This is a genomic window from Arthrobacter sp. LjRoot14 (assembly GCF_964253905.1).
Classification (GTDB): domain Bacteria; phylum Actinomycetota; class Actinomycetes; order Actinomycetales; family Micrococcaceae; genus Arthrobacter.
The window spans coordinates 2,112,886-2,139,823 of record NZ_CAXURL020000001.1 but is presented as its reverse complement, the minus strand read 5'-3'; the positions used below and the strand labels follow the sequence as shown (position 1 = coordinate 2,139,823).

The 26,938-nt window shown below is 63.3% G+C and carries 26 protein-coding genes; 10 read left to right on the top strand and 16 right to left on the bottom strand.

Going from position 1 to position 26,938, the window contains the following annotated elements:
- Positions 1 to 47 precede the first annotated feature (47 nt).
- The gene (locus ACSQ12_RS09585; protein WP_436065212.1) at positions 48 to 377 is read left to right on the top strand and encodes a recombinase family protein; all 330 of its coding nucleotides are present in this window, start codon (positions 48 to 50) and stop codon (positions 375 to 377) included.
- A 123-nt stretch (positions 378 to 500) separates the two neighbouring features.
- On the opposite strand, the gene ACSQ12_RS09580 is transcribed toward ACSQ12_RS09585, so the two are convergent.
- The 10 genes from ACSQ12_RS09580 to ACSQ12_RS09535 form a co-directional block, all read right to left on the bottom strand.
- On the bottom strand, positions 501 to 2,003 hold the full coding sequence (locus ACSQ12_RS09580; RefSeq protein ID WP_436066968.1) for an esterase/lipase family protein: 1,503 nt from the start codon (positions 2,001 to 2,003) through the stop codon (positions 501 to 503).
- A 50-nt stretch (positions 2,004 to 2,053) separates the two neighbouring features.
- Positions 2,054 to 2,419: a hypothetical protein gene (locus tag ACSQ12_RS09575; RefSeq protein ID WP_436065211.1), complete on the bottom strand. Its 366-nt coding sequence runs from the start codon at positions 2,417 to 2,419 to the stop codon at positions 2,054 to 2,056.
- 135 nt (positions 2,420 to 2,554) lie between these two features.
- Complete coding sequence (locus ACSQ12_RS09570; RefSeq protein WP_436065210.1) at positions 2,555 to 3,094, bottom strand: hypothetical protein; 540 nt, start codon at positions 3,092 to 3,094, stop codon at positions 2,555 to 2,557.
- 161 nt (positions 3,095 to 3,255) lie between these two features.
- Positions 3,256 to 3,591, bottom strand: coding sequence for a hypothetical protein (locus ACSQ12_RS09565; RefSeq protein ID WP_436065209.1), 336 nt, complete (start codon positions 3,589 to 3,591; stop codon positions 3,256 to 3,258).
- 31 nt (positions 3,592 to 3,622) lie between these two features.
- Positions 3,623 to 3,790 (bottom strand): hypothetical protein, encoded by a 168-nt coding sequence (locus ACSQ12_RS09560; protein WP_436065208.1) that lies wholly within the window; start codon positions 3,788 to 3,790, stop codon positions 3,623 to 3,625.
- Between the two features lie 16 nt (positions 3,791 to 3,806).
- The gene (locus ACSQ12_RS09555) at positions 3,807 to 4,565 is read right to left on the bottom strand and encodes a hypothetical protein (protein ID WP_436065207.1); all 759 of its coding nucleotides are present in this window, start codon (positions 4,563 to 4,565) and stop codon (positions 3,807 to 3,809) included.
- A 12-nt stretch (positions 4,566 to 4,577) separates the two neighbouring features.
- Positions 4,578 to 4,844: a hypothetical protein gene (locus ACSQ12_RS09550; RefSeq protein ID WP_436065206.1), complete on the bottom strand. Its 267-nt coding sequence runs from the start codon at positions 4,842 to 4,844 to the stop codon at positions 4,578 to 4,580.
- A 186-nt stretch (positions 4,845 to 5,030) separates the two neighbouring features.
- Positions 5,031 to 6,029, bottom strand: a complete 999-nt coding sequence (locus tag ACSQ12_RS09545; RefSeq protein ID WP_436065205.1) for a hypothetical protein — start codon at positions 6,027 to 6,029, stop codon at positions 5,031 to 5,033.
- Positions 6,026 to 7,219 (bottom strand): sensor histidine kinase, encoded by a 1,194-nt coding sequence (locus tag ACSQ12_RS09540; protein ID WP_436065204.1) that lies wholly within the window; start codon positions 7,217 to 7,219, stop codon positions 6,026 to 6,028. The genes ACSQ12_RS09545 and ACSQ12_RS09540 overlap by 4 nt, the downstream gene beginning before the upstream one ends.
- A gap of 2 nt (positions 7,220 to 7,221) precedes the next feature.
- Positions 7,222 to 7,962 carry a LuxR C-terminal-related transcriptional regulator gene (locus tag ACSQ12_RS09535; protein WP_436065203.1) on the bottom strand — a complete coding sequence of 247 codons (741 nt, stop codon included), beginning with the start codon at positions 7,960 to 7,962 and terminating at the stop codon, positions 7,222 to 7,224.
- Positions 7,963 to 8,128: 166 nt separating this feature from the next.
- Between ACSQ12_RS09535 and ACSQ12_RS09530 the strand changes: the two genes are divergently transcribed.
- Positions 8,129 to 8,503 carry a hypothetical protein gene (locus tag ACSQ12_RS09530; protein WP_436065202.1) on the top strand — a complete coding sequence of 125 codons (375 nt, stop codon included), beginning with the start codon at positions 8,129 to 8,131 and terminating at the stop codon, positions 8,501 to 8,503.
- 563 nt (positions 8,504 to 9,066) lie between these two features.
- The gene (locus tag ACSQ12_RS09525) at positions 9,067 to 9,534 is read left to right on the top strand and encodes a hypothetical protein (protein WP_436065201.1); all 468 of its coding nucleotides are present in this window, start codon (positions 9,067 to 9,069) and stop codon (positions 9,532 to 9,534) included.
- 392 nt (positions 9,535 to 9,926) lie between these two features.
- Here ACSQ12_RS09525 and ACSQ12_RS09520 read toward each other — a convergent pair whose 3' ends face one another.
- Positions 9,927 to 10,352, bottom strand: a complete 426-nt coding sequence (locus ACSQ12_RS09520) for a transposase (RefSeq protein WP_436065200.1) — start codon at positions 10,350 to 10,352, stop codon at positions 9,927 to 9,929.
- A 487-nt stretch (positions 10,353 to 10,839) separates the two neighbouring features.
- Between ACSQ12_RS09520 and ACSQ12_RS09515 the strand changes: the two genes are divergently transcribed.
- From ACSQ12_RS09515 to ACSQ12_RS09490, 6 genes are all read left to right on the top strand, one after another.
- Positions 10,840 to 11,307 carry a sensor histidine kinase gene (locus ACSQ12_RS09515; RefSeq protein ID WP_436065199.1) on the top strand — a complete coding sequence of 156 codons (468 nt, stop codon included), beginning with the start codon at positions 10,840 to 10,842 and terminating at the stop codon, positions 11,305 to 11,307.
- A 594-nt stretch (positions 11,308 to 11,901) separates the two neighbouring features.
- The gene (locus ACSQ12_RS09510) at positions 11,902 to 12,228 is read left to right on the top strand and encodes a histone-like nucleoid-structuring protein Lsr2 (RefSeq protein WP_436065198.1); all 327 of its coding nucleotides are present in this window, start codon (positions 11,902 to 11,904) and stop codon (positions 12,226 to 12,228) included.
- Positions 12,229 to 13,108: 880 nt separating this feature from the next.
- On the top strand, positions 13,109 to 13,624 hold the full coding sequence (locus ACSQ12_RS09505) for a hypothetical protein (protein ID WP_436065197.1): 516 nt from the start codon (positions 13,109 to 13,111) through the stop codon (positions 13,622 to 13,624).
- Between the two features lie 111 nt (positions 13,625 to 13,735).
- Positions 13,736 to 14,809 carry a hypothetical protein gene (locus ACSQ12_RS09500; RefSeq protein WP_436065196.1) on the top strand — a complete coding sequence of 358 codons (1,074 nt, stop codon included), beginning with the start codon at positions 13,736 to 13,738 and terminating at the stop codon, positions 14,807 to 14,809.
- Between the two features lie 235 nt (positions 14,810 to 15,044).
- Positions 15,045 to 16,466 (top strand): EAL domain-containing protein, encoded by a 1,422-nt coding sequence (locus tag ACSQ12_RS09495; protein ID WP_436065195.1) that lies wholly within the window; start codon positions 15,045 to 15,047, stop codon positions 16,464 to 16,466.
- A gap of 712 nt (positions 16,467 to 17,178) precedes the next feature.
- Positions 17,179 to 17,523, top strand: coding sequence for an Hpt domain-containing protein (locus tag ACSQ12_RS09490; protein WP_436066967.1), 345 nt, complete (start codon positions 17,179 to 17,181; stop codon positions 17,521 to 17,523).
- A gap of 35 nt (positions 17,524 to 17,558) precedes the next feature.
- Here ACSQ12_RS09490 and ACSQ12_RS09485 read toward each other — a convergent pair whose 3' ends face one another.
- Positions 17,559 to 18,350: a response regulator transcription factor gene (locus ACSQ12_RS09485; RefSeq protein ID WP_436065194.1), complete on the bottom strand. Its 792-nt coding sequence runs from the start codon at positions 18,348 to 18,350 to the stop codon at positions 17,559 to 17,561.
- A 412-nt stretch (positions 18,351 to 18,762) separates the two neighbouring features.
- Between ACSQ12_RS09485 and ACSQ12_RS09480 the strand changes: the two genes are divergently transcribed.
- Positions 18,763 to 19,212 (top strand): DUF7793 family protein, encoded by a 450-nt coding sequence (locus ACSQ12_RS09480; protein ID WP_436065193.1) that lies wholly within the window; start codon positions 18,763 to 18,765, stop codon positions 19,210 to 19,212.
- 432 nt (positions 19,213 to 19,644) lie between these two features.
- Here the strand turns inward: ACSQ12_RS09480 and istB are convergent, their stop codons facing one another.
- The 4 genes from istB to ACSQ12_RS09460 all read right to left on the bottom strand — a co-directional run bounded on the left by istB (position 19,645) and on the right by ACSQ12_RS09460 (position 26,276).
- Entirely contained in the window at positions 19,645 to 20,433 is a 789-nt protein-coding gene (istB, locus tag ACSQ12_RS09475) for an IS21-like element helper ATPase IstB (RefSeq protein ID WP_436065192.1), read from the bottom strand.
- Positions 20,430 to 21,902, bottom strand: coding sequence for an IS21 family transposase (gene istA, locus ACSQ12_RS09470; RefSeq protein WP_436065191.1), 1,473 nt, complete (start codon positions 21,900 to 21,902; stop codon positions 20,430 to 20,432). Before istA ends, istB begins: the two co-directional genes overlap by 4 nt.
- 45 nt (positions 21,903 to 21,947) lie before the next feature.
- Complete coding sequence (locus ACSQ12_RS09465) at positions 21,948 to 23,108, bottom strand: IS110 family transposase (protein WP_436065190.1); 1,161 nt, start codon at positions 23,106 to 23,108, stop codon at positions 21,948 to 21,950.
- 723 nt (positions 23,109 to 23,831) lie between these two features.
- Positions 23,832 to 26,276, bottom strand: coding sequence for a sensor domain-containing protein (locus tag ACSQ12_RS09460; protein WP_436065189.1), 2,445 nt, complete (start codon positions 26,274 to 26,276; stop codon positions 23,832 to 23,834).
- Between the last annotated feature and the right edge of the window lie 662 nt (positions 26,277 to 26,938).

The window sequence follows — 26,938 nt, the reverse complement described above, 5'->3', positions numbered from 1 at the left end:
GCACGGGAGTAGAAGTAGCTGCGAGAACTCCTGCCTCCTTGGCGAACTTGACGTTTTCGCATGACCCCAGCACCAATGGGTATTCCGCCGAGCCTCACCCGGCCGGCACATCCACGCCGGACACCTCACAACCGCGTGACTCCAAAGCTGACGGGGCGCAGACCACGGACCTGCAGCGCGACGCGCTCCTAGCCTCCGGCATCGACGCGGACTCCCTGTACGAAGATCGGGCTTCCGGGAAGAAAGCCGACCGCCCCCAGTTGGCCGCTTGTCTCAAAGCCCTCCGGCGCGGCGACACCCTCGTGGTCTGCCGAGATCGCTGCGACGAGCGCGTCGCCGATGGGCTCGACGAGCGCATGACCACGTCAAGGGGATAGCCACCGATTCAGATTTCCCCAACCTATCCTGACCGCAAATGAACCAATGCCACCGTAAACGTTGGCCTAATAATCCCTAACCGCTGCAGGTGGCCCTGCAACAGTCGGGGATTGGTTTTTCGTCTAGGGCTGTCTGCAGGTTGTAAAGGAGCATCGGTCGAGCAGTGTGACGGGTTGGTTGATAGTGGACGTCGTCCCATTGTCTAGCTCAGCGCGAATGCTGAGGACATAATCTCCGGCAGGAACCGAATCCACGTTCCCCCCGATGTAGATGGACTCCTGGCACCAACTCGAGCCACCTTTTTCGTGCGGGGTCGTCGATCCGACCCTGGTGAATGTCCACGTCACAGCGCAAGTGTTCCAATAGGTTGACTCCTCAAGGGTCACCCGGACATCGTAGGCAAGGCAGAAGACCCTTTTTTCCTTCTCCGGGCACGCAATTCCCTTGCCCTTTCCCATCTGATAAGGGCCGCCCAGTTCTGCCGTGATGGCGAGTTTCTCGTTGGAGCTCGAAGCTGAAGGTGCGGGTATGGTTCCGTCGCCTGCCCCATCCGCCTCCGGTTCACCGCCTGATCCAGGCGACATGGTGTTCAAGTAGTTCGCAACTGCCGTCATAGCGTCATCATTGTTGGGAAGCTCGTTGTGGTAGCACTTTGAAGCCATTGCCAGCGCCACGAGGCCCGATTGCGAAGCGTCGGCTTTGCCCTCAAGCATCGTGTCCAGTGCCCGTATATCGACGAGCTCCTTGGCGATGGTCAGGGCCAGCGTGGCTATGACGCGTCCAGCAATGCCAAACCGGGCTGGTGTCTTTACGAGTTGCTGGGTGAGGTAGCTGGATTCTTCTGTGCACTCGAGCTTGGTCTCACCGTCAAAGAACCCTGTCGGGTATGCGCCCTTGGCGGAGTTGATATAGCCGTTGGCGGATAGGGCAGGAACGATGGAGTCACCGAACAGAGGAATATCCGCAGTGGGGCTCTTTATCAGCGGCAGGTCAAAAAGAGTCCGTCGGATGGTGATCTGGGATCCGATGGTGGCGATTCGAGTACCTTCAGGAAGGTACGGAACAGCGGCGCAGGATGATGCTCGAGGCCATCCGAGGCACTGCGCTGCTGATGATGCTGCGGCAGGAAGTGGGGTTCCGCCGGTGAGCCCGTTCAAGCGTTGCAGCAGGTCTGCGTACACGGTGCCTCCCCATGGAGAGCCTTGATGGGGCGTCCCCAAGGTCACGACGCCGGCAAGGCTGGATGCTTCCCCGGTGTCAGCGAGTACCGCAGCAGCTGACCTGATCACGATCCCGCCCATGGAGTGCCCGACCGCCAGAACTCGGCCGTCGGCTCCCGAGGCCTTGTAGGCGGAGGAAGCTTTGCTGATGTACTCCGCCAGGCACGTCCGGGTTTTTTCAGACGCCCCCCATTCCTGATTCGCCCATGAATAGTTGAACGAGAGGACGTGGTAGCCCGGGCCCAACTTTCCGGTCAGCAGCTCGGCCGGACCAGCGTTGGGCTGTGCGGCGCCTAGCCAGCCGTGGACGTAGATGACCGGTCGCTCTGACAGGTTTCCGGGGACCGGGTCAGGCTGGGGCGGGCAGCCCGCGGTGGACGCATCGTCGGCAGCAGCCGGGGACATCCCGCTCAGAAGCAGGGCCAGGGACGCCGCAAAGATCGCAACCAGTCCCCTCATCGCGATGCCTCGGCGTAAATAACTATCAATTGCTCCCCGTCCCTGGTCAAGCCCACTTCCCATTCCTTTCCGGTTCGGTCCGTGGCCTGGATGCTCCAGACGCCCGGAGCCGCTTCCAACTGCGACGCTCGGTCGAGGACCAAACCGAGCTCATGGACGCCGTGCGTGAAGCCCGAATCGAGCTGATCCGTCGCTTCCACCGCAAGATAGGGCCGAAGGGAGTCAGCCGATCCAGACCCGAGCGCCGCACCTAGGGAGTCCACCTCCTCCGCCTTCGGAGCCGTCGTGGTTGCGGTGGTGGCGGTAGGGCTGGGCGTCACCGCTGCCTCGCCGGGTGTCGTCCGTGCTCCGAACAATGTCATTGCCGCAATCGCTGCCCCGCCTAATAGCAGGCAAGCGATTAGAGCTACCACAATGACCTTTCTGCGAGTCATTTAGATTCCCCCTTCAGATAGGACCGGCCTCACTTGGCCGAGCCTGTTCTTTCCTGTGATGGCCTACTGACCGGATGGCAGGATTTTTTTTGCGATGGCTTCCAGAGCCTCACGCCTGGTCTCGATGACAGGTGGGTTATTGACGGGGAACGTGTAGACAGTGATGAGCGTCGCGCCATCCAGCACGCTCAGCTGCCCGCCAGGACCTTGGTCCCACCAATACGCTTCATCGCCTAAAGCGACCTTCTCACCTGTGCCCCTGCGCTGAACGACAGCGGCAAAATCTTTGGCGCCCTGGTAATTCAGAGAGACGCTCAGGAAGTCCCTGGAGATGTAGTCTTCTTTCCCCTCGGGCGACGCCCCACCGACAGAAAACACACAAGCGGTAATGGGGGACGCATTGGGGTTCGTGAGGGTGCTGCCGGTGAGTGTGGACTTTCCGATGGCGGACTCCACCACTTCATCGATGTCGAGGTACGCGCATCGTTCCACGGTCGCAGGGGGCACATTGACCGCGACATCGTAGATGGCTGGCTGGTCCCTGGATGATGAGATGCCTTCCGGTGCTTGGGCGTGAGTCAGGCCAGTCGCTTCGTCGGACATCGCGGCCGTGCTGGGTGTTGGCGCTGTCGCGGCTGGGGGCGTCCGAGCTGAGGTCGTTAGGGCCGGCGCGGCCTGAGGTGCGCTGCAGCTGGCCACTGAGATAACGAGTGCGAGCCCGCATACTGCACTCAAACCAAAGCGACCGGCAACGCGCATTCCCCTCACCAACGCTTTGCCGACCAGTTCACAGCCTCATCGAGCGGGGTGCTCGCGTTACGGGAAGCCTTACCCGGCTGAAATCCGCCGCTAAGGCCGCAGAAGGAGTCAAGGGCTTGACTCAGTCCTACCGTATTGCCGACGTCATTGGGTTCCAGGTCGTGTTCGGCAAGCAGCGCCTTGGATGTGTTCTGTTTGTCCGAGTAGCTCTTCGCAGCGTACTCCGAGCAAGTTGTTTTGCCGGCGTTCGAACAACCGGTAAGGCTGGCGGCAGCCAGGATCGCGAGAGCAGCGGCGGCCAGGACGTGAGTCTGGCGCCGTGATGATACGAGTGAGTGCATAGGGATTCCTCGGGGTGCGAGTGCGGGGTGGCTATTTGGTGGGGAGTTTTTGGGCAACGAAAGTGCAGATGGCTCCGACGGCGAGGATGCCGATGAAGAGCGGTGCTTCTCGGGGGTAGTAGCCCAGGATGGAGACTTTGAAGATGCCGATGGCGATCAGGATGATACCGATGGCGATAAGGATTCGTTTGGCGTTCACGGGTGACCTTTCGGGGTTATGGGAGCGGTTCGGGGTGCTCTGCGGGAGGAGTTGCCGGGGGTCCGGGCGGCAGGGTCGGTGGTGCGTACTGCGCAGCGGAACCGGCGGGCCAGCTGCTGGGGAGCTTGTAGACGGCCATCGTGCCTTTCTCGGGTAAAGGCACCGGCCGTGCGGACAGGAGTGCGTTGAAGCCTTCCGCTTCGTCATCCTCGAGCGGGCTGGTGTCTGCTTTGCGGTAGGCCACCGTGCGCTTCATCAGATCGTGGGCGAGGGCGGCGGTATCCGTCGATCTGTCCAGGGTCAGCTGCAGGTACATGGCGTTGCCTTCGGAGTTGAAGGCAAGCCGAAGCGTCTCGGCTGTCAGCACACCTTGGCGTGGCTGGAAGAGGATCGAATCCAGCCACGGGTATCGCAGATGCCCCGCGAGGGCATTGCCGCGGCTTCTGCCGGCCGCGAGCAGCTTACTGCCGGCGTTCAGCAGTAGCGCGGCTCCTCCGCCGACCCAGCCGCCTCCCTTGTCGTAATTGGGACATACCATCGCGAAGCGCGAATCGGTGACGTAGCAGTCGATTCGCACCTCGTCCACGCCTGCCAGTTTGCGGAACCGGCTGCTGCCTGCATCGTAGATGTGCACCTCGGCGGAGGATGCGTGGATGGGACCGATGATGTCCCCGTCCAGGTCCTCCCAAATCAGTCGAAGTTGCTGGTTGATGCTGGGGTAGGCGAATGATTCAGGTTCCCCGGGCTCAGTTATCGTCAGCGGGCTGTAGGCCACGGTGCGCTCCGTTCAGTGCTTCACGAAAGGGTTGGGTCGGACCCGCGGGTCCTCCGAGACGGCGGCGTTTCCGCCGCGGAGCATGCGTGGCAGCACCAGGAGCAGGAACGCCGCGTCGGCAATGAGACCTCCGGCACCGAGGACCCCGAAAATGGCGAGTACGGTGATCCAGAAAACCCGGTTCCGGTCAGCGGACAGCCACAGCGCGGACGGGCGAGTCAGCGCGTAGACGAAGACGGCGGTATTGGCGATGTAGCAGATGGTGATAAAGGTGTTCATGCGGTCCCTCCGGCGGCGAAGAACTGCACGCCGGATTGCCCGCAGTCCCGTAGACCAAGCTCAGCGGCCCGGATCCATGCAGGATCCTAGGCATGAGTCCGCACGATGGTGCAGGGTTTGCAGCCGCCGCAGCTGAAGTGTCCCCGGAAGGGCGTACACTCGTCAGCTATATGACGGGAGGTGTTCTCAGATGTCCGGCGAACGTTCGGCGAACTCCACGAATGTCGGCTCGTCGGGGTTGTCAGGCGTGGACGCGACAATCGTGACGGCGAGCTCGCCGCCCTGAGGCCTTGCACGGGCGGTAACGGTGCCGGCCCGGGCCTGGTTGAGGATGCTGACGACGCGCTCTGAGACCGCTGCAAGGACGCGCGGGGTCAGGTCCTGGCGCCTGTCATCCAGCAGTTGGACGGTCACGCCGCGCTCACGGGCCCTGCGGGCCGCTTCGACGACCTCTGCCGTGGCCAGGACGCGGCCACGGATCTCGTCACGGAACTGTGCTTCGGCGAGTTTGAGTTCCTGCCGTTCGGCGTCCGTAATTTCGTGTCCAGCGTCAGCGATCCGGACCAGTGCCGGGCCCGCAACCTCCCGAACGTGCTGCAGCCACTGGGTGCGGGCGACGTGCAAGGCCTGCTCTGCGGCGTACCAATCCGCGGCTGCCTCGGCATCAGCGCGGTACTGGCCGACCTTGCGGTCGTTGCTGCGCAGCAGGTGACCGATCCCGGTGCTGACAAGGACCCACCCGACAGTGGCGATGTTCAGCATCAGTCCGCCAACCACCCCCATGGAGGCTCCTGACGCCCAGGCGGTCGTGATGATGATGGACAGCAGTACGCCGATCCAGGACAGCAAGACACGACCGCGGATGTTGACGACAACGAGCAGCGTGTAAGTCGCGGCCAGATGCCAGGACGCGTAACCGGGCCATCTGTCGGTGGGAAGGACGGCGCTGACCAGGATGGTGACAGCCGTGGTGGCGGCCAGCGCGGCAATTCCCGAGGCCAGCGGCAGCCGGCCGGGGCTGGGCTTGACGACGACGACGATGCCGGCGAGATAGACGACCATGGCCAGGTACACGGGCCATGGTGCGGACACCATGTCCAGTGCGAGCAGACCCAGAGTGATGTGGACGGCGACGAATACGGCGCACAGGATCGTCATGATTTTGGTGGAAATGGCGCGGATCATGCCTCTTCCCCTTCCCAACCCAGCCGGACTTCCGTTCCGGCACGGGGAGCGGTGATGACCGTGGCCGAGCCGCCCGCAGCCTCCATGCGCCCGACGATGGAAACCCGGATACCCAGTCTGCGGTCTGACACGAGGCCAGGGTCGAACCCGGTACCGTTGTCCTTGATGCAGACGTTGATCTTAGCTGTTCCGCCGGCCCGGTGCCCCGTCAGGATGACCTCGCAACGGCTTGCCCCGGAGTGGCGGATAGAATTCTGCACGGCCTCGGTGGTCGCTTCGAAGACAGCCCGGACCACGTTGCCAGGTAGGAGCAAGTGTTCAGGCGTTTCGCATGGGACGGTGACCGTAGGCTTGGACGTGCCTGACCCGACCGTAAACCGGATCCGGGCTGCAACCTCGGCAAGAGCAGCCGGACCCCTTTCCGAGTCCTCGGTTCCCTGTTTTTCAAGGCGCTGCAGTGCGCTTTGGGCCAGCCGTGCTGAGGCCTCCCGTTCTTCGCCGGAGCCGGCGTGTGATGCCGTGAGCAGGGCCGTCATGACGGAGTCGTGCAAGAGTCCGTCGAGGCGGAGCCGCTCGTTGCTGAGTGCTGTCGCTGAGGCGGCTTCCCGGTACTGGTCGATAGCCTGGTCGGCTGCGGTGTCGGAACGGTCAGCGGCGTGCCTGAGAATACCGATGGTGACGCAAATGATGAGACCCAGGACTGTAGCAAACAGGGCATCCTCCAGCGCGACCTGGAGAGTGGCTGAGCCTCCTTCAGGCGTGGTCCTCACCGGAACGAACACGGCGCCGATCACCAGAGCGTAAACGCACCCGACCCGGGCCCCGAAGCTGAAGGCGCACCAGGCCGCGCCGACGTTGATCATGGCCCACAGCCATGGCGTTCCAAAGTCACCCGGGACGGCCGTCGCCACACCCAACGGCCAGGTTGCCAGGCCAGCAAGGACCAGGACGGACAGGATTCCGGCGATCGCAGACAGCCCCCTTCCGCGGACGGAGGCCAGTGTGAAGCCCGCAACCAGGGCCAGGAAGAGCCACAGGAACACCGCGTTCCACCAGCCGGCCGCGTACGGTGACTGGCTTGCTAAGGAGCCTGAGGCCTGGTACAGCAGAAGGAGCGCGAAGGCTGCAATGCCACGCCCCATCAAACGGTGTGTGTCCAGGGCCGAGATCCCGGTAGGCAGCTTCAGCATCTTCACCGCTTCCGTAGCGGCAGCAGCGGGGGCAGGATGCCGTCTTCAACAGCCCGCCGGTAGAGATCGATCTTGGTGCTGGCCGGACGGCCCGCGGCCTCATACTTTTCCCGGATCCGGTCGACGTTTTTCTTCACCGTGCTCTCGGCGATACCCATGCGCCGTGCCACCTGATACTGGCCGAGCCCGGCTGCGTACAACGCGATGCATTCGCGTTCCCGGTCAGAGAGGTTGGCCTCGACGAAATCGGCGTCCACTTCGATCGCTGCGGCGAGCTCCTGGCTGTCGATGGTCTCGCCGGCCGCGATACGCCGCAGCTTGGCGAACGTCTCGGAGATCGGCTCCGACTTCAGCGAGACTCCCATGGCCCCGGTCGAGAGGGCGTCCTGGATCTGCCAGACATTGTCGCCAAGAGTGAACACGAGGATCTTGTAACCTGCGGCCGTCAGTTTGGCGACGTTGTCCCCTGGCTGGGAGCCGTCGGCGAGAGACAGGTCGAGGGCAATGACGTCACAGATGTCCGTCCCGGCCCGAAGAAACACGTCCACAGTCGGGGCGGCGCCCATGACGGTGATCCTCGGCGTCTTGTGCGGCGCTTCCCGCGCCGCCGACAGTGCGAAGCCAACCCGCACCGCTTCGTGGTCGTCAATGATTCCAGCACGTACTGTTTCCAACCCCATTGCCCCCTCTGTGATCGGCAGGCCGATGAGGATCAGTTTGGGGTTCGACGCGAATTGTTCCAAGTGTGACGCGCCGCCTTTTCGCTGCCTGACTCGCCCTGGGCGGTGTCCACACTTCCGGTGACAACTCAGGGCCGACCAGCATCTCCGCGGTCCGCACATCAACTGCACGGTCTAATCTCGGACCGTGCCCCCGCAGCGGGGGTTACCAAGCATCGAAAGGCAGGCCATGGTCTCCTCAACAAAAAGGGTCAGGGCAGGGGCCATCGCGGCCATCCTCGTCGGCGCCGGCGTATCTCTGGCAGGATGCGGCGGTGAACCCACACTGACGGGCAACTGGTCAGCCGATGACGGAAGCGGCACGAAAGTAATCAACGAAGCCGGCGCATGCCGCGGGATGCTCTACTCCGGCGGCAAACCCTTGGACATTGGAGGGGGCATGTCCTGCTCCCTCTCCGACAAGAAGGGATCCAACGGCCGGTACTCCCTGGTCGTCTCCCAACCGCCAAATGAGGCCTCCTACCAAGTGGAGTTCAGCGGCAACGACTCAGCCACGGTCTACGACCGCGCCGGCGCCCGCCTCTACTCAATGAAGCGGCTCTAAGCAGAGCCACCACCGGACCGCGGGGATTCCAACGGCGATGATGTGGGGGGCCGTTGGATTCCCTGCAGTCGGGGCGCCCTGACAGGCTGAAATGTTTAGAGGACTAGGCCCGTCGCTCGAGGCCCTGACGCTCGGCGGAACTGTATGTTTCATCCCGCGCAGGAGGATGGTCTCCCGTCCCCCGGACCGCCGTGACTTAGGCGCAAATTGTCCATTCACATTCGACCAGGTCAGACCCCCGGCGAAGTGGTAACCTCACCAGCGAAAAGGCGTTTGCGGACGGATGGGTCCTTTTCGATGCGCCGAGTGGATACGATGTCCGAAGCCGCCGGCGCGGCGGCCGCTCAACCCAGGGGGAAGAAATGAGATGTTCCAACGCGGCAGTGCCGCTGGCCGGCGCCGCACTCGTCGCAATGCTGGCATCCTGTTCCGGCGCTCAGCCGCAGGCCGGGACTCCGGGCACCGCCCCTCCGTCGCAAGGCGCACCGGCTACTAAATCGACCGCCGCCTCTGCCACTTCCACGGCTGACCAGCTGGCCAGTTGCGTCCTGACTCCCGCGGAAGTGAAGGAATCGTTTGCAGAATGGATCGGCCCCGGAGACGTGGCAATCTCCCTGGAGGACACAGCAGATTTCACCTGCCGCTACCAGGTCTCCGAAGGCTCGTTCAATTTAGGCGGTGCCGGAATTGTGGTTGAACGGACAGCCTACGATGACCCCGAGCTCAGGGGCACTAAGGTCTACAACGTGAGCGCAACCTGGGGTGGCGGGACACCCGAAGAAGTTTTCAGCTCTACAACCGCGGCGTGGAAGAAGCTGGCCAGCGCCGACGGCCGAGGAGCCCCCATAACCCCCCATCCAGAGATCGGCGGCGGGGCCGTATTCAACGGCGAAACGCAGATTGTCGTCGCGCCCAGGGCCGACTACTGGTACTCAGTCACAATCACCGCAAAAAAACCCAACCCCAAGTACGAGGGGTCCCTAGTGGCCGCGGCCAAAGCTATCGATAAAAAAGTCTCCAGCGGCAGCTGACGACCTGTACGACACAAAAAATGGCCCCTCAATAGAGGGGCCCTTCTGCCGCCCGGATCATGAAGTATCAACCTAACGGCTGACAGGGGTCAGGCGCGGCTTTCCCCATCTGGTCCGCCACTTAGCGTTCCAAACCTGCGTCATCTCTCGGCATTGAATGTCGTACCCCCTCAATAGGGTCGTGCGTATGAACAAAGGAGGAGGTCCATACGCACCACAACTACTACCGCGCTTCGATGGCGGAAAGTGTCTGAACCGTCCCGGGAATCATGCCGCCTGTTTGTTGGCGTCGTCGGGTAACGGGCCGGCTTGTAAATCATACTCCTATATGTTTGCTCATACTCCTCTGGCGTCTGATGATCCAGGGCGGAATGCAGGCGTTCATTGTTGTACTAGTGGACCCACTCGAAGACGATCTCCACCACGTCGGTTTCGGTTTTCAACGCCCCGCTGCGGAACGGTGAATCCTTCGCGACTGCCTCATTCTTGAACAACCACATCACGGTCTCGGCGGCTGCATTGTCATAAGCGTGACCCACGCTGCCAATGGACGGCTGCACGCCCTCCAATGCCAGTGTGTCGGTGTAACGAATGGAGGTGTACTGGCTGCTCGCATCTGAATGATGCATCAGTCCGACCGGTGCCGGGCGGCCGGTGTGTTGGCGTCGCCACAGGGCCATCGGCAGGCAGTGTTCGACGAACGCGGTGTCCTTGATAGTGGAAGTTTCCCAGCCGACGATCGCCCGTGAGTACAGGTCGATGACGAGGGCGACGTAGACGAATCCGGAGGAGACCGGGACGTAGGTGAAATCGGTCACGCAGAACTGGTTCGGGCCGGGGCGGTGAAGTTCCTGTTCAGCAGATCACCGGCGCCGCGGCCGTCCTTGCCGGGGATGGTGGTGCGGGTCTTACGGCCTCTGATGAGGCCGTTCATCCCCTCTTCGCGCATAAGGCTAGCGGTTGACCGGAGCTTCGATCCAGTGTGCGGACCCAACCTTAGAAAGGGCTGGGAAGCTGACGCAAGAACAGCCCCCCGTTTCCTCGCCGCGCGACGCAATGATCAACGGGTTCGAGTCGACCTCAAAATTCGGGGTACTTGGACCTACGGCGGCATGGCCGTGGAATGGTCCCGCTCTAATGCGGAGCCAGCCGCGGCAGCGTTTATCGAACTCTTTCAGAAACTTGCCGCTGAGCTGCGGATAACTGCGGGAAATCTTGATACTCAGAAGTCATTGTTGATCCAAAAGGCGCATCCTTTCCGCCAGATCGGGTGGACAAATACTCAGCAAGGAAGCAGGGAAAGCCGTGGAGCAAGCAGGAGCTCTCGACGAAGGTGCCACCGGCAGCGTCATCACCACCGACCAGGCTCGCGACTTCCACACGCTGGGACTGGCCGGCTGCATCGACAAGCTGACCATTCCCCTTCGCCAGAAGGGGATCTTCGTGCGCTTGGAAACACCGCACCACGGCGTCGAAGTACCGGCAGCGTGCGCTGCGCTGCTCTACCACACAGCACAGGAGACACTCAGCAACGCCTTGGAATACTCTCAGGCCACCGAATTGACCCTCAGACTGGCGGCCGTCCACAACGGTGTTCGACTGACCATCACGGACAACGGCACCGGATTCCAGAGCCAACTCCTTGGCGGCAAGAGGCACGGGAATGGTGTATGCCGGATGACCGTGGCCGCGCACGAAGCCGGTGGCACTATCGCCATGGACTCCACTCCCGGCAAAGGCACCCGGGTATCGATCACCCTCCCTCTGAAATAGCAACGGCATCCGATAGCTCCCCACGTCAGCCCGTGAGCTGGCCAACTGTTCAGCCGATTGCCCCACCTGCAACCGGCGCACGGAGTGCAGGTAACATTCAGGCCGGCTTCGTTCCCCGCGCACAACAGACGATGCAATGGTGCTGTCCGGGTAGCGTGAGCGGCAGCCAGCAGGAGCCCAGGGCAATCAGAGGGACCATCGTCGGTGGCACAGGTCGCCGAGGGTGACTCCCACCGCTCGAATCCGGCGTCCCGGAAGAAGGTTTCATTGATGAAGCGCCTGATTCGGGGATTCCATCAGCATCCGACCCTCCTCGCGCAACGTGCGGCCTCGCCCCGCCGATACTTGCGCTGGTAGGCCTGCGGCCGCGGCGAGCAGGGCACGGAACCAGACCGTCGACCCCGCCGCAGGATTTGGCCTTCGGTGACAGCCTGTAGTCCCCGGTCCGGCGGCTACGGACTATCTCACACGTCTCCATTCCGCAGCTGAATTGCCACTAACTCACTCATGCATCTTGATCAATTGATATTGATCCGGAATTAGACAACACCAATACCGAATTTAGTTGTAACGGTAAGTGATACCCTCGTCGGCATGGCAAAACGAGTAATAACCACACTGGAAGATGATCTTGACGGTTCCGAAGCAAATGAAACAATCGCCTTCTCCATTGACGGTACCGAATATGAGATTGATCTCAACGAGGCCCACGCCAACGAAATGCGCGCAGCTCTGAACGTATATACGGCCGCCGCACGCAAGACAGCCGGTCGAACCAGATCGGCACGACCGTCGAGCAGCGGCACGGGTGGCGGCGATACTAGGGCTGTCCGCGCGTGGGCCGACCAGAACGGCATCCCGGTCAGCATGCGTGGCCGCATTCATACTGAAGTAATGAAGCGCTACGCAGCAGCGCACTAAGCAACTCAGCTGCCGGTTGGTCACAAAGGGGGCTGGAGCGACCCTGAGGCTTAGCAAAGAGAATAGACAGAATCAGGACCGGAACTTAACCGGCTTCCGGTCCTGATTTGATCATTGCGCTGCCACTCTGGAGCTTAGCGAACGACGTGGAAACAAGAGTCAAGTAATTGCTTGGGTGGATGCCACCGCGAGTTCCTCCCCGCGTCCGAGTAGCGCCGCTCTCCCGCCCGGTCGTTGATTCACTCAAGTCGTCCCGATCTGCAGTCATTCACACAGCGAAGACTTGCGCAGGGACATTTTTATGTACAGCTGAGATCAGAGCAGGCCGGGTCCTTGATCAGCCGGTAGTTGCCACCCGGTCACGGAAGCAGGCACACTGCGCTCCTCCCGCGTCCTTGGCCTCACAGATTTAGGCGTAACGGCGTAGGAAGCTCGGCGCGGTCGCGCCCGGCCCGGCTACGACGATCACGGCCTAGAGGGTGCAGGCCGGGCATCATCGTAACGACGACGTGCATTGGCCCGAACAATTCTCGCTGAAAGCATCGGGATTCTGCTGCGGACCCTTGAGCCCGCGGACAATCGCCACCATGCAAATATTTGTTTGCGGCCTCCCAGGTCGGTCGAATACCAGCATCTGGAAGTTTGACCCGTACACACAGAATGCGCGCAGGTTTATCACAGGTAAGCCGCAACCGACATAAGCCCTGCCTAGTTTCTCCACAGTATGGATTAACGGAGGGGAAGGCGCTGCTAGCTTCGAAGTACCGGGGGATTTCTGCTGCGGATGCCGTTGTTCCATGAACAGGAACAACTATTGGCAGCGGGATGATCCGCCCGGGTTTTGCATCCTCACTCCACTTCCATCAAAGGTCTCAAACCCATGCGTAGCTTTTCCCGTGTTTCCCTTGTTGTAGCAGCTTCCGCCGCCCTTGTCGGTTCCATGGCTCTGCCGGCGTCGGCAGCTGACACCACCGCGACCGTCCAGGTTCCGGTCGGTTCCCTGTCGGTTTCCGCACCGGCCGGTGCGGACCTCACCACAATCACTCCCGGCGGGAGCGCTTCGGCGACGCTGACCGGAGTGCAGGTCACCGACACCCGCGCCGGTGAAGCTGGCTGGTCCGCTCAGGTTGTCCTGTCCAACTTCGTGGGTGCCACCCCCACCAACGTCATCCCGGCGACCGCAGCTGTTTACACCCCGTCCGTGGCTGTTACGAGCGGAACCGTCACCGTTGAAGGTGCCGTGCAGTCGGACCTGTCCACCGCCAAAACGGTTCAGACCGCCACGGCTGTCACCGGCAACAACGCCGCCACCTGGGACGCAAACCTTTCCGTCACTGCCCCGGCAGACGCACTGGCCGACGTTTACACAGCGACGCTGACCCACTCGGTCCTCTAAACCGACGAGATCCCCCGTCCGGGGGTGCCTGTGCCGCGCGCAGGCACCCCGGGAAGGGGCGGCTTCGCCCGCTTATCCACTCCGCTTTCCCAACCACACCGAGGTCCCGTTTTGCGCTTCCTGTCGACACTGTTCGTGATGATCATGCTCGCCTTTTCCGCCGCGCTTCCCGCCACGGCAGCGGGGCCGCTACCGGCCGATACTGCGCCCTCCCCTGCCGGGATAGGCATCAGGCTGCTGGATATCCCGGCCAGCACCAAGGATGATCCGAGAGCCCGGACCTACATCATTGACCGGCTTGCCCCGGGCAGCGAGATCAGCCGCCGGATCCAGGTGGAGAACAACACAGGGGCCGCTCAGACGATCCGCCTGTATTCCGGATCCGCGCACATCGTGGGCGGTGCCTTCATTGGCGAGGAGGCCGGGTCCAGCAATGACCTCAGCACCTGGACGGCTGTGGGCCGGCCGCAGGTTGACCTGCCTGCCGGCGGTAAAGCGGACGTTCCGGTGACCATCAAGGTTCCTTCCGATGCGCCGGAAGACGAACTGTATGGTGCCGTGTGGGCCGAGGTCCGCAGCGCGGCGGACAAGGGCGGCGTCGTGCAGGCTAACCGGGTCGGCATCCGCATCTATCTTTCGGTCGGACCGGGAAACGGGAAGCCGGCTGACTTCAGCATCACATCGCTCACCCCCTCACGGAATCAGCAGGGGAATCCGCAGCTCAGCGCCCTCGTGACCAACACAGGGGGCCGTGCCCTCGACGTTACCGGCGACCTGCGTCTCACGGCCGGTCCCGGAGGGCTTTCCGCCGGGCCCTTCGGCATCCAGAACGCCACCACCATCACACCGGGCAAAGCAGAGAATGTCATCTTCACGCTGCCACCGGAACTCCCCAACGGTCCATGGACCGCCGCCGTCGCCCTGAAGAGCGGCCTGCTGGAGAAAGCAGCGTCCGCGACCGTCACCTTCCCTGAAGCCGGTCAGGGCGAGACCGCGGCCCCGGCAGCGGATACCAGGCTGCAGTGGCTCGCTCCGGCTGCGGCCGCTGCCGTGTTGCTCACCGCGCTGCTCATTTCAATCCTCCTCATGCGGCGACGGCGCAGGCGCCTGTCAGCACCCGAGGCGGCCGCGCCTGCTGCCGGGACCCGCAGGGCCGGACGCAGGAACGCCGATGCCACGCGGTAGAGAATGGTCCCTGCCCGGTCCGGGACCATCAGCATCACGCAGTAGCGGCGCAACCGGCGCGAGGCGTGACACGCAAGCGGCTTCCCGGGGGCTCACGCGTAATACTTCTGCGGAGGCTCTTCCTCCGGTCTTTTGCCGGTCCGACAGCGATGCAGCCACCGCGGTTTCCTGGCTTGCGCTTGCACCAGTGCTGGACCCGTGCCGTCCCGGCCAGACGGCCGACGGCGGGCACATCATGGCCCGCATCCTGGCAGTTCAAGCCATGTTCGCGCTGGGCATGGCGGCCTGCCTGATGTTCCTGCCCGCAGTCGTGCCCGCCCATCCCGGCGTGCAGGTCCTCGCCGGATCACTGCTGCTGATCCTGCTGGCCGCTGCTTCCTTTGGCCTCAGAAGGATCGCCAGGGCTCACCGGAGGGAGCGCACCCGGGCAAGGAGTGCCCTTGACCTGGTGGACACCGTTCTGTGCACGAGCCGGGAATGGCTGTGGGCTGTCGATGACCTGGGATATTTCACGATTTCCAGCAGTGCGAGCGAAGCTTTGCTCGGCTACGACGCCTCGGAACTGATCGGCAAGCCCTGCACTCTGGTGATCGGGGCCGAAGACCTGGCCCGGGCCAGGGAGTCCAGGAAGTCCGCCCAGGACGCCGACACCACTCTCTGGACGGGCGTCGTCGTCCGCTGCCGCCACCGTGACGGCAGCACCGTTTGGATGGAATCCTCTGGCAGGACCAGCCCCGCCAGGGCGGGACAGCGGGGCGGATTCCAAGGGACCAGCCGGCTCCTTGCGCCCGGGACAGCGGCGGAGTCCGCCGCCGATCACAGCAGGGCCCGGGTCCGGGAAGTCATTGACAGGCAGCTGATCGTGACGGCATTTCAACCCGTCCGCGATCTCGGCTCCGGGAACGTCATCGGCGTCGAGGCGTTGTCCCGATTCGTCAGCGATGACGGAGCCACGGCGGATTACTGGTTCGATGAGGCCGCTGCCGTCGGGCTCGGCCCAGAGCTGGAATTCGCTGCGCTGGAAGCCGCCCTCTCAGCCGCGCGCCAGATTCCCGCCAACATGTATCTGGCGCTGAATCTCTCCCCGGCCACGTGCCTGGACCACCGGCTGCCCGGGCTGCTGGCCCTCTCGCCCGTCCCCCTGGACAGAATCGTCCTGGAACTGACCGAGCACCATGAAGTAGCGGACTACGACCACCTCACAGCGGAACTGGCCCACCTGCGGATGCAGGGACTCCGCCTTGCCGTTGACGACGCCGGCTCCGGCTTCGCCTCCATGCGCCACATCGTGCACCTGCGACCGGACATCATCAAACTCGACCGCAGCCTCATCGCCGGCATCAACGACGACATCGGCCAGCATGCCCTCGGTGCGGCCATGGTTGCCTTCGCCCGCCAGATCGGCGCGACCCTGATAGCCGAAGGCATCGAAACGGCCGCAGAACTCGCCGCAGTCGACGGACTCGGAATGACCGCCGGGCAGGGATACTACCTGGGCCGTCCAACCATCCAGCCGGAGGAATGGGCCAAATGGGCCGCAGGACCCGGGAACCGGCCGATAAACGGCGAAGCAGCCGTACCCGGCTCCGATCCGGCCTGCAGCGATCATGCTTCATTTCCGGCTTACCGGCCTTACAACCAGGCCAGCCCGAACTGACCAGACCGGCGCGCCGACCCCGAAACGCTACAGAGAACGCTCCCCATATGAGGCCCCCTGCAGGCAGGGAAGAGCGACGCACTGGCCTGCGGAGGCGGATGTGACTCTGCGGATTCCGGACTGCCCGCTAGTATCATCCCCGGTTCCCCCGATGGAAAGGCTTCCTGCCATGGATCTCACCCGCTATCTGAGCAGTCTCGCGATATTTCTCTCGGTGTCCCTGTTGATCATGACCACCACATCCGTGATTCTGCGCCGACGTTCGCTGTCCAAGACCGAAGCCCCCGCCGCTGAGAGGTAATGGACCATGCCCTACATCGACATCAATCCTCATCGCTCACGGCCGAAATGGCCGGCATACGCCCTGCTGGGACTCCTTTTGATCCTGACCACCGTCGTCGTCACCGCGGCGCTGACCGCCGGATAGGTCACGTCCTCAGGAACCCCGGGCACGATCGCGCCTCCAAGTAACTCCAGTGGCCAGAGGGCGCACCCGGCGGGCACGGGACATAGCTGCCCGAGCAAGGAAACCACAAGGTTTCCGCAAGATCCGCCTCATCCAGGGCAATGACGGCATCCGGGCACGTAGCCTTATCCTATGTCCAGTTCAGATCCCGATCCCGGCGCCGCCAGTTCGGACCGCGCCGACGCGCGGTCCCGCGGCGGGCAGCAGCCTCGAATCCCGGGCCCATGTGGCAAGGAACTGCCATTGGTGGATTGGGGGGTTCTCGCGGAGCTGGAAGAAGAGCTGGGCAGTCCGGTCATCGCGTGGAAGTTCGCCCGGGACTACACGCTGATCTGGCGGCGCCGCCAGCGGGCACTCGCGTCGGCATTGGAGCAACGCGAGCGGCATCGGGCGCTGGACGCGGTCATCAGCCTGCGGGTATCGGCGGCCATGATCGGCGGGATGCGCCTGGCCCAACTCGCACAGACACTCCAGCTCCTCATCCAGGCAGGCGATCTGGAGGGCGGCGAGGCGCTTCTGGGAAGGGTCGATGACTACGGTAGCGCAACGACGAGGGAACTTCAGCGCAGCTACCTCCTAACCGGCGACTAGCTGTACTGCCCGCAACCGGGCCACCCGCGGGTGCGTTAAGACCGGCCGTCCCGGCGTTCTGCACGCTCCGGCGCCAGCCGGTATCCGACGCCTCGGACCGTCAGCAGCCACCGCGGCGATTCCGGGTCTTCCCGGAGCTTTCGGCGGAGATTTCCGATGTGCACTTCGACGGCGCGCTGGTCGGAATCGCTGATGTAGGTGTCCTCGCTGTAGTAGTCGCCCCGCACCACACGCACCAGTTCTGTTCTGGACCGCACCGCTCCCGCCGCACGCAGCAGGTCATGGAGGAGGTCGAACTCGCTCCGTGTGAGTTCAAGGGTTTCCCCTGCCACCGCCGCGGTCCGGCTCCTGGAGTTCAAGTACAGCCCGTTGTGCTGCAGGACCGACGCATCCATGCGGTTCGGGGTCGTTGACTGTGCCGATGGGGGTACGGGCGGTTCCTGGGTGGGCGCGTGGTGCCGGGGTCGACGCATCATGGCACCGATCCTGGCCCGCACTTCCCGGGGGCTGAACGGCTTGGTGATGTAATCATCGGCGCCGAAATGCAGTGCCGTGAGCAGGTCCGGCTCCTCGGTCCTGCCCGTGAGCATCATGACGTAGGCGGTACTGAACTGCCGCAAGCGCCGTAGAACCTCGAACCCGTCTATGTCAGGCAGGCCAATATCCAACGTCACCACATTGGCCTGTGTGCTCCTGACAACTTCCACTCCCTCACGGCCGTCCGAGGCTGAATGAACCTCGAACCCCGCCTGAAGAAGCACCGCCTGCAGAAGATTCCTCAAATCGTCGTCGTCTTCAATGACGACCGCCACGCCCAAGTCGCTCATGGCCCCCCGCTTTTATCTGCTGAATTCCCCGCATCAGCCCAGTACCGAAACGGAACCAACCCTACTTTCCACGGTACAACGCTAAGCCTGCTTTGTATAACCTTTATTGATCGCATGAAATGAATCAAATTCAGTAAAGTCACCGCGATAGGAAAAATGATATGGACTATCCGGGCACCCACAGCGTTCGAAAACCCGCCCAAGCCGCCCCGCTGCGCCCGTAGACCCGCGGGCTGTACGGGCGGGTGAAAGACGCGCATGGCTGGCGGCACACGTATTGCTGCAGGGAGGGGCCTCTGCTGATTTGTACAGCAGAGGTGATTCACCCCTCTCATTTCTCTGCCTGGACGTAAGGATCGAGGGTGATGCATTTGTTTGTCATATTTTAGTGACACGAGCGTAAAGTTACGCTGTGTTCACTGTGGTGCGTGAGCATAAGGAGCTTACGGTTCCGGAGCAGTTCAATAGCAGTCCATGGGGGGTGACAATGGCGGAAGTTTCGATAGGGGCAGGCAGAGGTGCGGTTGAGCTGTCGGCCGGGATTCTCCACCTGAAATGGTCTACCGGTCAGGCCATCAACGAAGAAGACGCCCGGGCGGCAGTGACAGCGGCGCAGCAGCTCAGCGGAAACCACCGTTATCCCATGCTCGTGACGATGGCCGCGCCCGTCTGGCTAAGCTGCAAAGCGCGGAAGGTCCTTGCACTACCCGGACAAGCCACTCGAATCGCCATCCTCGGATCATCCCCGGTTGACCGCGTGATCGCCAAGTTCTTCCTCACCGGCAACACCATGCCCTGCCCCGCGCGCTTCTTCACCTCCACCGAAAAAGCCCTGACCTGGCTCAATGCCATGACCGATTGAAGAAACTAGCCAGCCTTGCCGGCATTATGAACCGTAAGGCACACGGTTCCGGCCCCGGGTTCCTCCGCCCCGTCGAGGTTCCACGTCCGTTTGGCCGCGCTGTATATCAGCCAATAGGCACAGACCGGGACCCGGGGGCAGACGCGCGTGCTGACACGGACGCGATGTCCATCCCGTGGAGATTGAAACCCGGAGCTGGCCTTCTGCGCTGGGTTGTCCTCCACATCGTCGGGCTTCCGGTCGATGGGGACGTGTCCGGGCCCCGCGGCCGGTGGCTTTGTCCGAACCGGGCCATTCCTGTCAATGGCCATTAGGTTCTGCCCATGGGCGGCCAGCTGATGTGCCCGCTGGTGGCCAGTAAAACTGCCCGGTGATGGCCAACAGATCTGCCCACTGATTGGCTTCGGCGGGGTTGGCCATCGTTTGGGTTGGTCAGTTCAGTCGGGTCACTCCTTTTCCGGCGAGGGCCTGGGTGAGGCGGACGGAATCGCCGCTGGTCTGGCAGACGTGGGCGTGGTGCAGGAGCCGGTCCACGGTGGCGGTGGCGAGGGTTTTGGGCATGAGTTCGTCGAACCCCGCCGGGTGAAGGTTGGAGCTGATCGCGACGGAGCGTTTTTCGTAGGCTGCGTCCACGACCCGGTAGAGCCCTTCGGCGGCGTCCGTGGCCACCGGCAAAAGGCCGATGTCATCGATGACCACGAGCTCGGCGCGAAGGATCCGGGCGACGGCGCGGGTGACGCTGTCATCGGTGCGGTGCGCCCGGATCAGGACGCCGAGGTCTTCGAGCCTGAACCAGGCCACGCGCATCCCGGCTTCGACGGCCTGCTGGCCGAGGGCTTCGAGGAAGAAGGTTTTTCCGGTGCCGGAGGGCCCGCAGATGACCAGGTTCTCCCTGCGGGTGATCCATTCCAGGGTCCGCAGCGCCTGCTGGGTCGGGGCCGGGATGGAGGACGCGTCCGGGCCCCAGGCGTCGAAGGTTTTCCCGGTCGGGAAGCCTGCTGCTTTGCGGCGGGAGGCAAGCATGGACCGGGCCCGGCCTGCGGCCTCTTCGGTGAAGAGGGCTTTGATGATCTCGACCGGTTCCCAGCGTTGGGCGCGGGCGGTCGCGATCAGGTCCGGTGCCAGCGCCCGCGCGTGGGGCATTTTCAGGGACCGCATCAGGGCCTCCAGGTCCGCCGGCAGCGGCGGGGCCCCGGTGTTGGTGGTGGTGACGGGGCTCATCGGGCGTCCTCCGGCGTGGTCTTCAGGGCCGGGTTGCCGATCGCGGCCCAAGCACCGGTTCCCTGGGTCAGCGAAGTCGACTCGCTGGCGGCGTGCGTGGTGGTGCGGCGGATGTTGGCGTTCAGGATCGAGGCGAGGTCCGGGTGCGCGAACCGGCCGTGCAGGGCGGCGTCGCCCAGGGCGCGGTCGACCTGGTCGGTGCCGGCGATTTTGGCCAGCGTGACGGCTTCGGCCATTTTCACGTTCATCCGTGCCGTTCCGGCCGCGGCGGCTTCCAGCAGCCAGGTCCGGGCGCCGTCGCCGATCGCCAGGAACGCGGCCTCGTCCGCGCTGCGGGCCCTGACCTCATAATCGCCCGGGAGCTTTGCCCTGGCTCCGGGGAAGTGCTCATCGTTGATGGCCGGGCTACCGGGCCGTGCCCGGCCGTGGCGGGCGACTTCGACGGGCCCGGCGGTGCCGTGGTGGACGATGATGACATGCTCGTCCGGTCCGGTGCCGTGGGTGCGCACGAACACCCGGGCCCCGAGCAAATGCGCAGGGACCGAGTACTGGGCGTTTTCGAAGGTGACCATCGGGGTGTTTTCCGGGACGGTGCGGGCCAGTCCGAACGCGACCGTGTGGGCGGCATCCGGGATCCGGTGCAACCTTGGTGCTTCCTCGGCGAGCATGGCAGCTGGTTTGCGCCGGGTCACCCGGTGTTCACGGTTGTTCACCTCGTCCATGAACGCCGTGCAGGCGGCCTCGAGTTCCGCGAAGGAGGCGTATTCGCCGCGGAGGTTCGTGTCTTTGGGGACGAGGTCGGCCTTGGCGAGTTTCACCGACGCTTCGACCCCGCCCTTGGTGGCCGGGTCTGCGGGCTGGCAGGTCAGCACGGTGATCCCGTAGTGCCGGGCGAAGTCCAGGGTCTGCTGATTCCGGACCGGGACCCCGGCAACATGGGCCGTGGTCACGGTCTTTTCGTTGTCGGTGAGCACATAAGTCGGGGCCCCGCCCAGAATCCGGAAGCACCGGTCCAGGGCAGCGAAGACGCTCGGCGCGGTCCGGTCCCTGAGCGGGATCACGATCCGGAAGCGGGAGAACGCCAGCCAGGCCACGAACAGGATCGTCTTCACCCCGCCGATCCGGGGCCCGTCGCCGAAGTCGTACTGCAGCCACATGCCCGGCTCGGTGATCCAGGGCCGGTGGACGCGGGTATGTCCCAGCCGCCACGCTGCTTTGACCTGCGCGATCGCCCGGCGGGTGGACCGTTCCGAGCCCTCGTAGCCCAGGGCGAGGAGCTTCTCGTGAGCCCTATCGGCCCGGATCCGGCCTTTGGAGGTTTCGATCCATTCCTCAATCTTGGGCAGGAACGCGTCCGTGACCCGGCCCCGGGCCGCTGGTTCCCCGATCGGCCGGCCCGCGTCCCTGGCCTGAACGTGTTTGGCAACGGTGTGGTGCGAGCAGCCCGTGAGCTCCGCGGTGGCGCGCAACGACCCGGTCAGATCGTAGGCAGCAAGACTCTTCTATGGTCTGTGTCAAGCCATGATCGTCTGCAGCCTCCGATAGAGCTGGCGTGCGACATAGCGTTTGAGGCAGCGCTGTATCTCACGTCGGTTCATCCCCTCGGAGGTCCGGCGCTCAGCATAGGCTCTTGTTCTCGGATCGAACGTCAGCCGTGTTCTCGCGATGACGTCGAGTGCGCGATTCAGCTGCCGGTCGCCGTTGCGGTTGAGCCTGTGTCGTGTGGTGTTTCCGGAGGACGCGGGGATGGGGCAGGCGCCGGCGAGGGCGGCGAAGGCTGCTTCGGAGCGGACCCTGCCGTGATGTGAGTAGGCTGCGAGGACCAGGGCCGCAGTCACCGGTCCGACCCCGGCTTCGTTTTGCAGTCCAGGAGCGAGTTGTTGAACCAGTTCGCCCAGGAGCGCTTTGTTTTCCTTCAGTGAGGCGGTTGAGGTCAGGATTTCCCTGGCGAGTCGGCGGGCTTCGTTTTGCAGTCCAGGAGCGAGTTGTTGAACCAGTTCGCCCAGGAGCGCTTTGTTTTCCTTCAGTGAGGCGGTTGAGGTCAGGATTTCCCTGGCGAGTCGGCGGGCTTCGTTTCTTGCCACTGCGACTTGGATGGGGTCGGCGGCTCGCGGCCGCCACGCGGCAACGAGTTCAATCTGCGCGTCCGTCAGTGCACGCCGTGCGTCAAGGCCCAAGTCGGTCGTCCGGACCAATGCGTTCAGCGCGTTGCGGTTGATGGTTCGTGCAGTGTCCAAGCGGCGCCTTGCGGCCAGGAGTACTGTGAGTGCTTCGCGGGTTCCTTCGGCTCGCGGCCGGACAAGCCGAGCGGTGTCTAATGCGAGCGTAGCGCGGGCTGCGGCGGTGGCATCGATGGCGTCAGACTTGCCCCTGCTTCCACGGGAGCCGCGCCGGGGCGGCCGGGCTTCAACCACGTGCAGTCCGCTGCTAGTGAGTGCCCTGGTTAGGGCGGCGCCGTAGGAGCCGGTGCCTTCGATCGCGACGATGACGGAACGCTCTGGCCCGCCAGCACGGTGTATCCACGCCGCAGCTCTGTTGATGCCGGCTTCGCTGGCCGGAAAGGTTTTGGTTTCCTCGATAGCTCCAGTTCTGGCAGCCATGAGGGCGTAGGTGTGGGTGCGGGAGTGGGTATCCACTCCGACAATGAATTCGTAGGTTTCCGCCACCATGGTCATGGGGCTGGGCTCCTTCCCGTAGTCGGTACCGTGCGGTGCCAGTCCGGCTGGAGCTGCGTTGAGGCACTTCTCTAACGGGTCACGGCGCTCCTACATCGGAAGTCCCGGACAATCTTCTATCAGGCCATCAGCGCGGGCGGACCGGCGCAGGCCCCCGATCTGAGGTGGACGAGTCTTGCTGAAGGCACCAAGCCACATGAGGTTCGGGCCAGAATTTCCATGAGTCACACCCCAGAGGGGCCTGCACCAGCCTCCCAGCCAGCACCAGACCAGCCAAGACCATTAGAGAATTTCCATGATTTCTCCGTCAGACTTCATACAGGGCCTCTTCCTGGTTCGCTTTTGGTGCGCTTAGACACCGTCATCAAACCCCAGGGAGAGGCCCCCCACCGCTTAAGACGCGGTCGGTTCAGTAAGGAAGTGGGCAGATCTCATGGCCACCGGCGGGCAATTCTGCTGGCCGCCAGCGGGCACTTTCGTGGCCGCCTATGGGCAGTTTTTCACGGCCGCTAACACATTCCCCGCTTAAGAGGACCCCGTGCCGGGATGCGGACCGGTCCGGCAAGCCGAAACCGCTGTCACCGACGGTGACACGTCAAAAATCCGGAGGACAGGGTCTTCCGGCCCGTCCGCCGATCCACATCTTGTTGATTGAAGGAGCAGAACAGCTGCCCTGTGCTAGCCAACGCGGCGGCGCCAGGTCGGTGGGTATGCAGCCAACCCCTACCGGACGTGCGGTGACGGTTTCTGCCCGGGATTTCCTGCGGTAAGTGCCGTCAGCCAGGACGGGACGGAGGCGGGCGGCATGGGTTTGCTCCACAGGAAGCCCTGGGCGTGCCGCACGCCCAGCCGGCGGAGTTCTGAGAGCTGAACCTTGGATTGCACCCCCTCTGCTATCACGTCGAGGTTGAGGCTGCCGGCCATGCCGAGCACGAGTTCGATGATCGTCGCACCGTGAGGGTCGCTTCCCAGCTCCTCCACAAAGGTCCGGTCTATTTTCACGGTCCGGGCTGAGAGCCACTTCAGATAGTTCAGGGACGAGTACCCGGTGCCGAAGTCATCTATTGAGAGCCCGATGCCAAGGCGGGAGAGCCGCTGCAGGGTTTCCTTGGGTAGGTCCGGCTGGTCCATGAGTACTGTTTCGGTGACTTCGAGGTGGACGGCGGCAGGGTCAATCCCCGAAAAGAGGATGGCTTCTTCCACGATCTCGGGAAAGTCTTTCGCTACCAGCTGCCGTCCGGAGACGTTCACGGCTGCCGAAAAATTCTCCGCGGCGGGCACGCTACTGCGCCATTCCTGTACCTGCCGGAGGGCTTCGCGGAGCACCCAGGCACCGATCGGAAGGATCAGGCCGGTCTCCTCGGCGATGGGAATGAATGTGTCCGGCATAATCAGTCCGTGGTCCCGATGTCGCCACCGCAACAATGCCTCGAACCCGACAGGCATTTCGGTGGCGACGTCCATGATGGGCTGGTAATCGAGGGAAAGCTCGTTGCGGCTGAGGGCCAGCCTCAAGTCCGATTCCAGATCCAGGCGGCCCACGGCCCGCCCCGTCATACGGACGTCATAGACAGCAGAAGAATCACCGCCGGCCGATTTGGCCTTGTACATGGCCAAATCCGCCCCCTGCAACATCAGCTCGGCCGTGTCGTCAGCAGCCGCCGCTGCGATGCCGACGCTGACATTAAGGTACACCCGGCGTCCGTCAACCTCGAAAGGCCGCCGCGTGCATTCCCGGATTCGCTCGGCCAGCTCCTTGGCACCCCGCATCAGCAGGTTCTCGCACACGACAACGAACTCATCGCCTCCGAACCGGGCCACAGTGTCGTCGGCCCGCACGGCAGCTTTCAGCCGTTTCCCAAGGAGTATCAAAATGGTGTCGCCTGCTGCGTGTCCGATGCCGTCGTTGATGAGTTTGAACCGGTCGACGTCGACAAACATCACCACCGGGCGGGAGGCCCGGTCAATGCAGCTCTGGAGCACCTCAGTGATCATATATCTGTTCGGAAGACCGGTCAGAGCATCATGGCGTGCCTGCCACTCCAGAATCTGTTCCGCGTCCTTGCGTTCCGTGATGTCCAGGACGGTGTCCAGAAACCGGAGGGGTTTCCCGTCCGGGCCCTTCACGCTCCGGACACGTGAATGCAGCCACCGCTGCCGGCCATCGGCCCTGATGATCCGGTATTCGAAATCCGCTGTGTCAGCCCCGTTATCCAGACTCTTCCAAACCTGGCGAACCGGATCCTGGTCCTCCGGATGGGTCAGCTCCAGCATGGAATCCCGCGAGTGCGCAGCGTCCTCTGCCCGTCCGATGATCCGGGAGAACTCCTCCGAGTGCCACGTCTCCCCGGTCGCGACCGTGTATTCGACGCTTCCGACATGTGCCATCTCCTGGGCAGCCAAGAGCCTCTCACGCTCGGCCGCGGCTGCCGCCTTCAGCCGCTGAATCTCCGTAACATCCCTGGCGATCGCGGATGCCCCAACCTGGGCGCCGTCAGGGCCGTAGACCGGAGACACCGTCAACTCCACGTCGATCAACGACCCGTCCTTACAGCGCCAGCGAGCCTCCACACCGGTGACGAACCTTCCGCTGCCAATGCGCGCTGCAACTTCGTCGTCGAAACCGGAGGCCTCCCCGGTATTCAACAGCCGGTAGCTCTGTCCGACGGCGTCCCGGGAGCTCCAGCCGAACATTCGTGCGGCTCCCGCGTTCCAGCTGGTAATAATCCCAGCCAGATCCGCGCCGATGATCGCATCCCCCGAAGATTCCACCATGGCCGAAAGTCGGCGCAGGATCGCCTCGCTGTGCTTACGGTCCGTGATGTCCTTCGAGATCGCCACTACCGCGACAGGAACCGTGTGCCGGCCCCGGATGGGGCTGACCGTGGCGTGAACCGGGAAGTCAGCACCGGTACGCCGACGCATCCAAAGCTCACCGGCCCAGTCCCGGCCGCGCGCGAGTGTGTCCACGATCTCTTGGGCAGTGGGACTTTGCCCTGATGGCTCAGCACCGCCGACTATGGCGAGATCGGTGATACCTTTCCCCAACGCCTCCGCCTGACTGTATCCGTAGAGCCGCTCCGACGCGCGGTTCCAATAGGTAATCCTCCACTGATCGTCCATGCCGATGACAGATTGGCCGATTTCGTCGAGCAACAGCGACTGCATAACCAGATCATCATGGTGCGCCTCAGCCATCTATATCCCCCCGGACAACCAGCACTAACAGGCACCCTTTGCCGCAACGGCGGCAAAGCGAAGTGCCATTCTGATTTTGAAGCCTAGCCCGGACTCACGGCAGGAACTATAGAAAGCACACAGGCTTTTTTCGCCGCGCGGATTTGAAGGCCCACCAAAAGTGTTGACGGGACAAGGTGCAGGACAGCATTGGGTTTCCTGTCGCAAACTGCTGCAAAGGCGAAACTGGCCTCTTCAGGTTGCCGAAACCCCGCAACTGACGGTCACTCCGCAGGCCCGGTCAGTCGGTGACGCCGAACCCTCTCGCGGGGAGCAGATCCAAGGAGACCAGACAGGCATCGACTTGATAGCACAGCTGAATAGAACAGCCCCTATGGCAGGTCGCAGGTTCAAATCCCGCTCGAGGCGTAAGTTTTGACGCAAAACTTCCTGAGTCCGGATTCAAGACGTCATGCCGCCCCGCTCCCCCATAACCATGAAGCACCAGAAGCAACTTCGTCGTTTGTCGTTCTGATCCCCATCATCGCTGGGCGGGTCCTCCGCGCAACCAGGGCGCTACGCGCCGGACTCGATTCAAAGTTTCGTTCGGCGCTCCTCCGTCGCTATTTCCTCGCGAAACTTTGAACCGCTCC

Excerpts from the sequence above, each read along its gene's own strand:
- ACSQ12_RS09545 (WP_436065205.1), bottom strand. The coding sequence starts at position 6,029 with ATGATCCGCGCCATTTCCACCAAAATCATGACGATCCTGTGCGCCGTA.
- ACSQ12_RS09530 (WP_436065202.1), top strand. The coding sequence starts at position 8,129 with ATGGTCTCCTCAACAAAAAGGGTCAGGGCAGGGGCCATCGCGGCCATC.
- ACSQ12_RS09565 (WP_436065209.1), bottom strand. The coding sequence starts at position 3,591 with ATGCACTCACTCGTATCATCACGGCGCCAGACTCACGTCCTGGCCGCC.
- ACSQ12_RS09580 (WP_436066968.1), bottom strand. The coding sequence starts at position 2,003 with ATGTCCCCGGCTGCTGCCGACGATGCGTCCACCGCGGGCTGCCCGCCC.
- ACSQ12_RS09495 (WP_436065195.1), top strand. The coding sequence starts at position 15,045 with ATGGCCCGCATCCTGGCAGTTCAAGCCATGTTCGCGCTGGGCATGGCG.
- ACSQ12_RS09465 (WP_436065190.1), bottom strand. The coding sequence starts at position 23,108 with ATGACCATGGTGGCGGAAACCTACGAATTCATTGTCGGAGTGGATACC.
- ACSQ12_RS09570 (WP_436065210.1), bottom strand. The coding sequence starts at position 3,094 with ATGTCCGACGAAGCGACTGGCCTGACTCACGCCCAAGCACCGGAAGGC.
- ACSQ12_RS09485 (WP_436065194.1), bottom strand. The coding sequence starts at position 18,350 with ATGAGCGACTTGGGCGTGGCGGTCGTCATTGAAGACGACGACGATTTG.
- ACSQ12_RS09575 (WP_436065211.1), bottom strand. The coding sequence starts at position 2,419 with ATGACATTGTTCGGAGCACGGACGACACCCGGCGAGGCAGCGGTGACG.
- ACSQ12_RS09460 (WP_436065189.1), bottom strand. The coding sequence starts at position 26,276 with ATGCAGTCGCTGTTGCTCGACGAAATCGGCCAATCTGTCATCGGCATG.
- ACSQ12_RS09540 (WP_436065204.1), bottom strand. The coding sequence starts at position 7,219 with ATGCTGAAGCTGCCTACCGGGATCTCGGCCCTGGACACACACCGTTTG.
- ACSQ12_RS09550 (WP_436065206.1), bottom strand. The coding sequence starts at position 4,844 with ATGAACACCTTTATCACCATCTGCTACATCGCCAATACCGCCGTCTTC.
- istB (WP_436065192.1), bottom strand. The coding sequence starts at position 20,433 with ATGAGCCCCGTCACCACCACCAACACCGGGGCCCCGCCGCTGCCGGCG.
- ACSQ12_RS09510 (WP_436065198.1), top strand. The coding sequence starts at position 11,902 with ATGGCAAAACGAGTAATAACCACACTGGAAGATGATCTTGACGGTTCC.
- ACSQ12_RS09505 (WP_436065197.1), top strand. The coding sequence starts at position 13,109 with ATGCGTAGCTTTTCCCGTGTTTCCCTTGTTGTAGCAGCTTCCGCCGCC.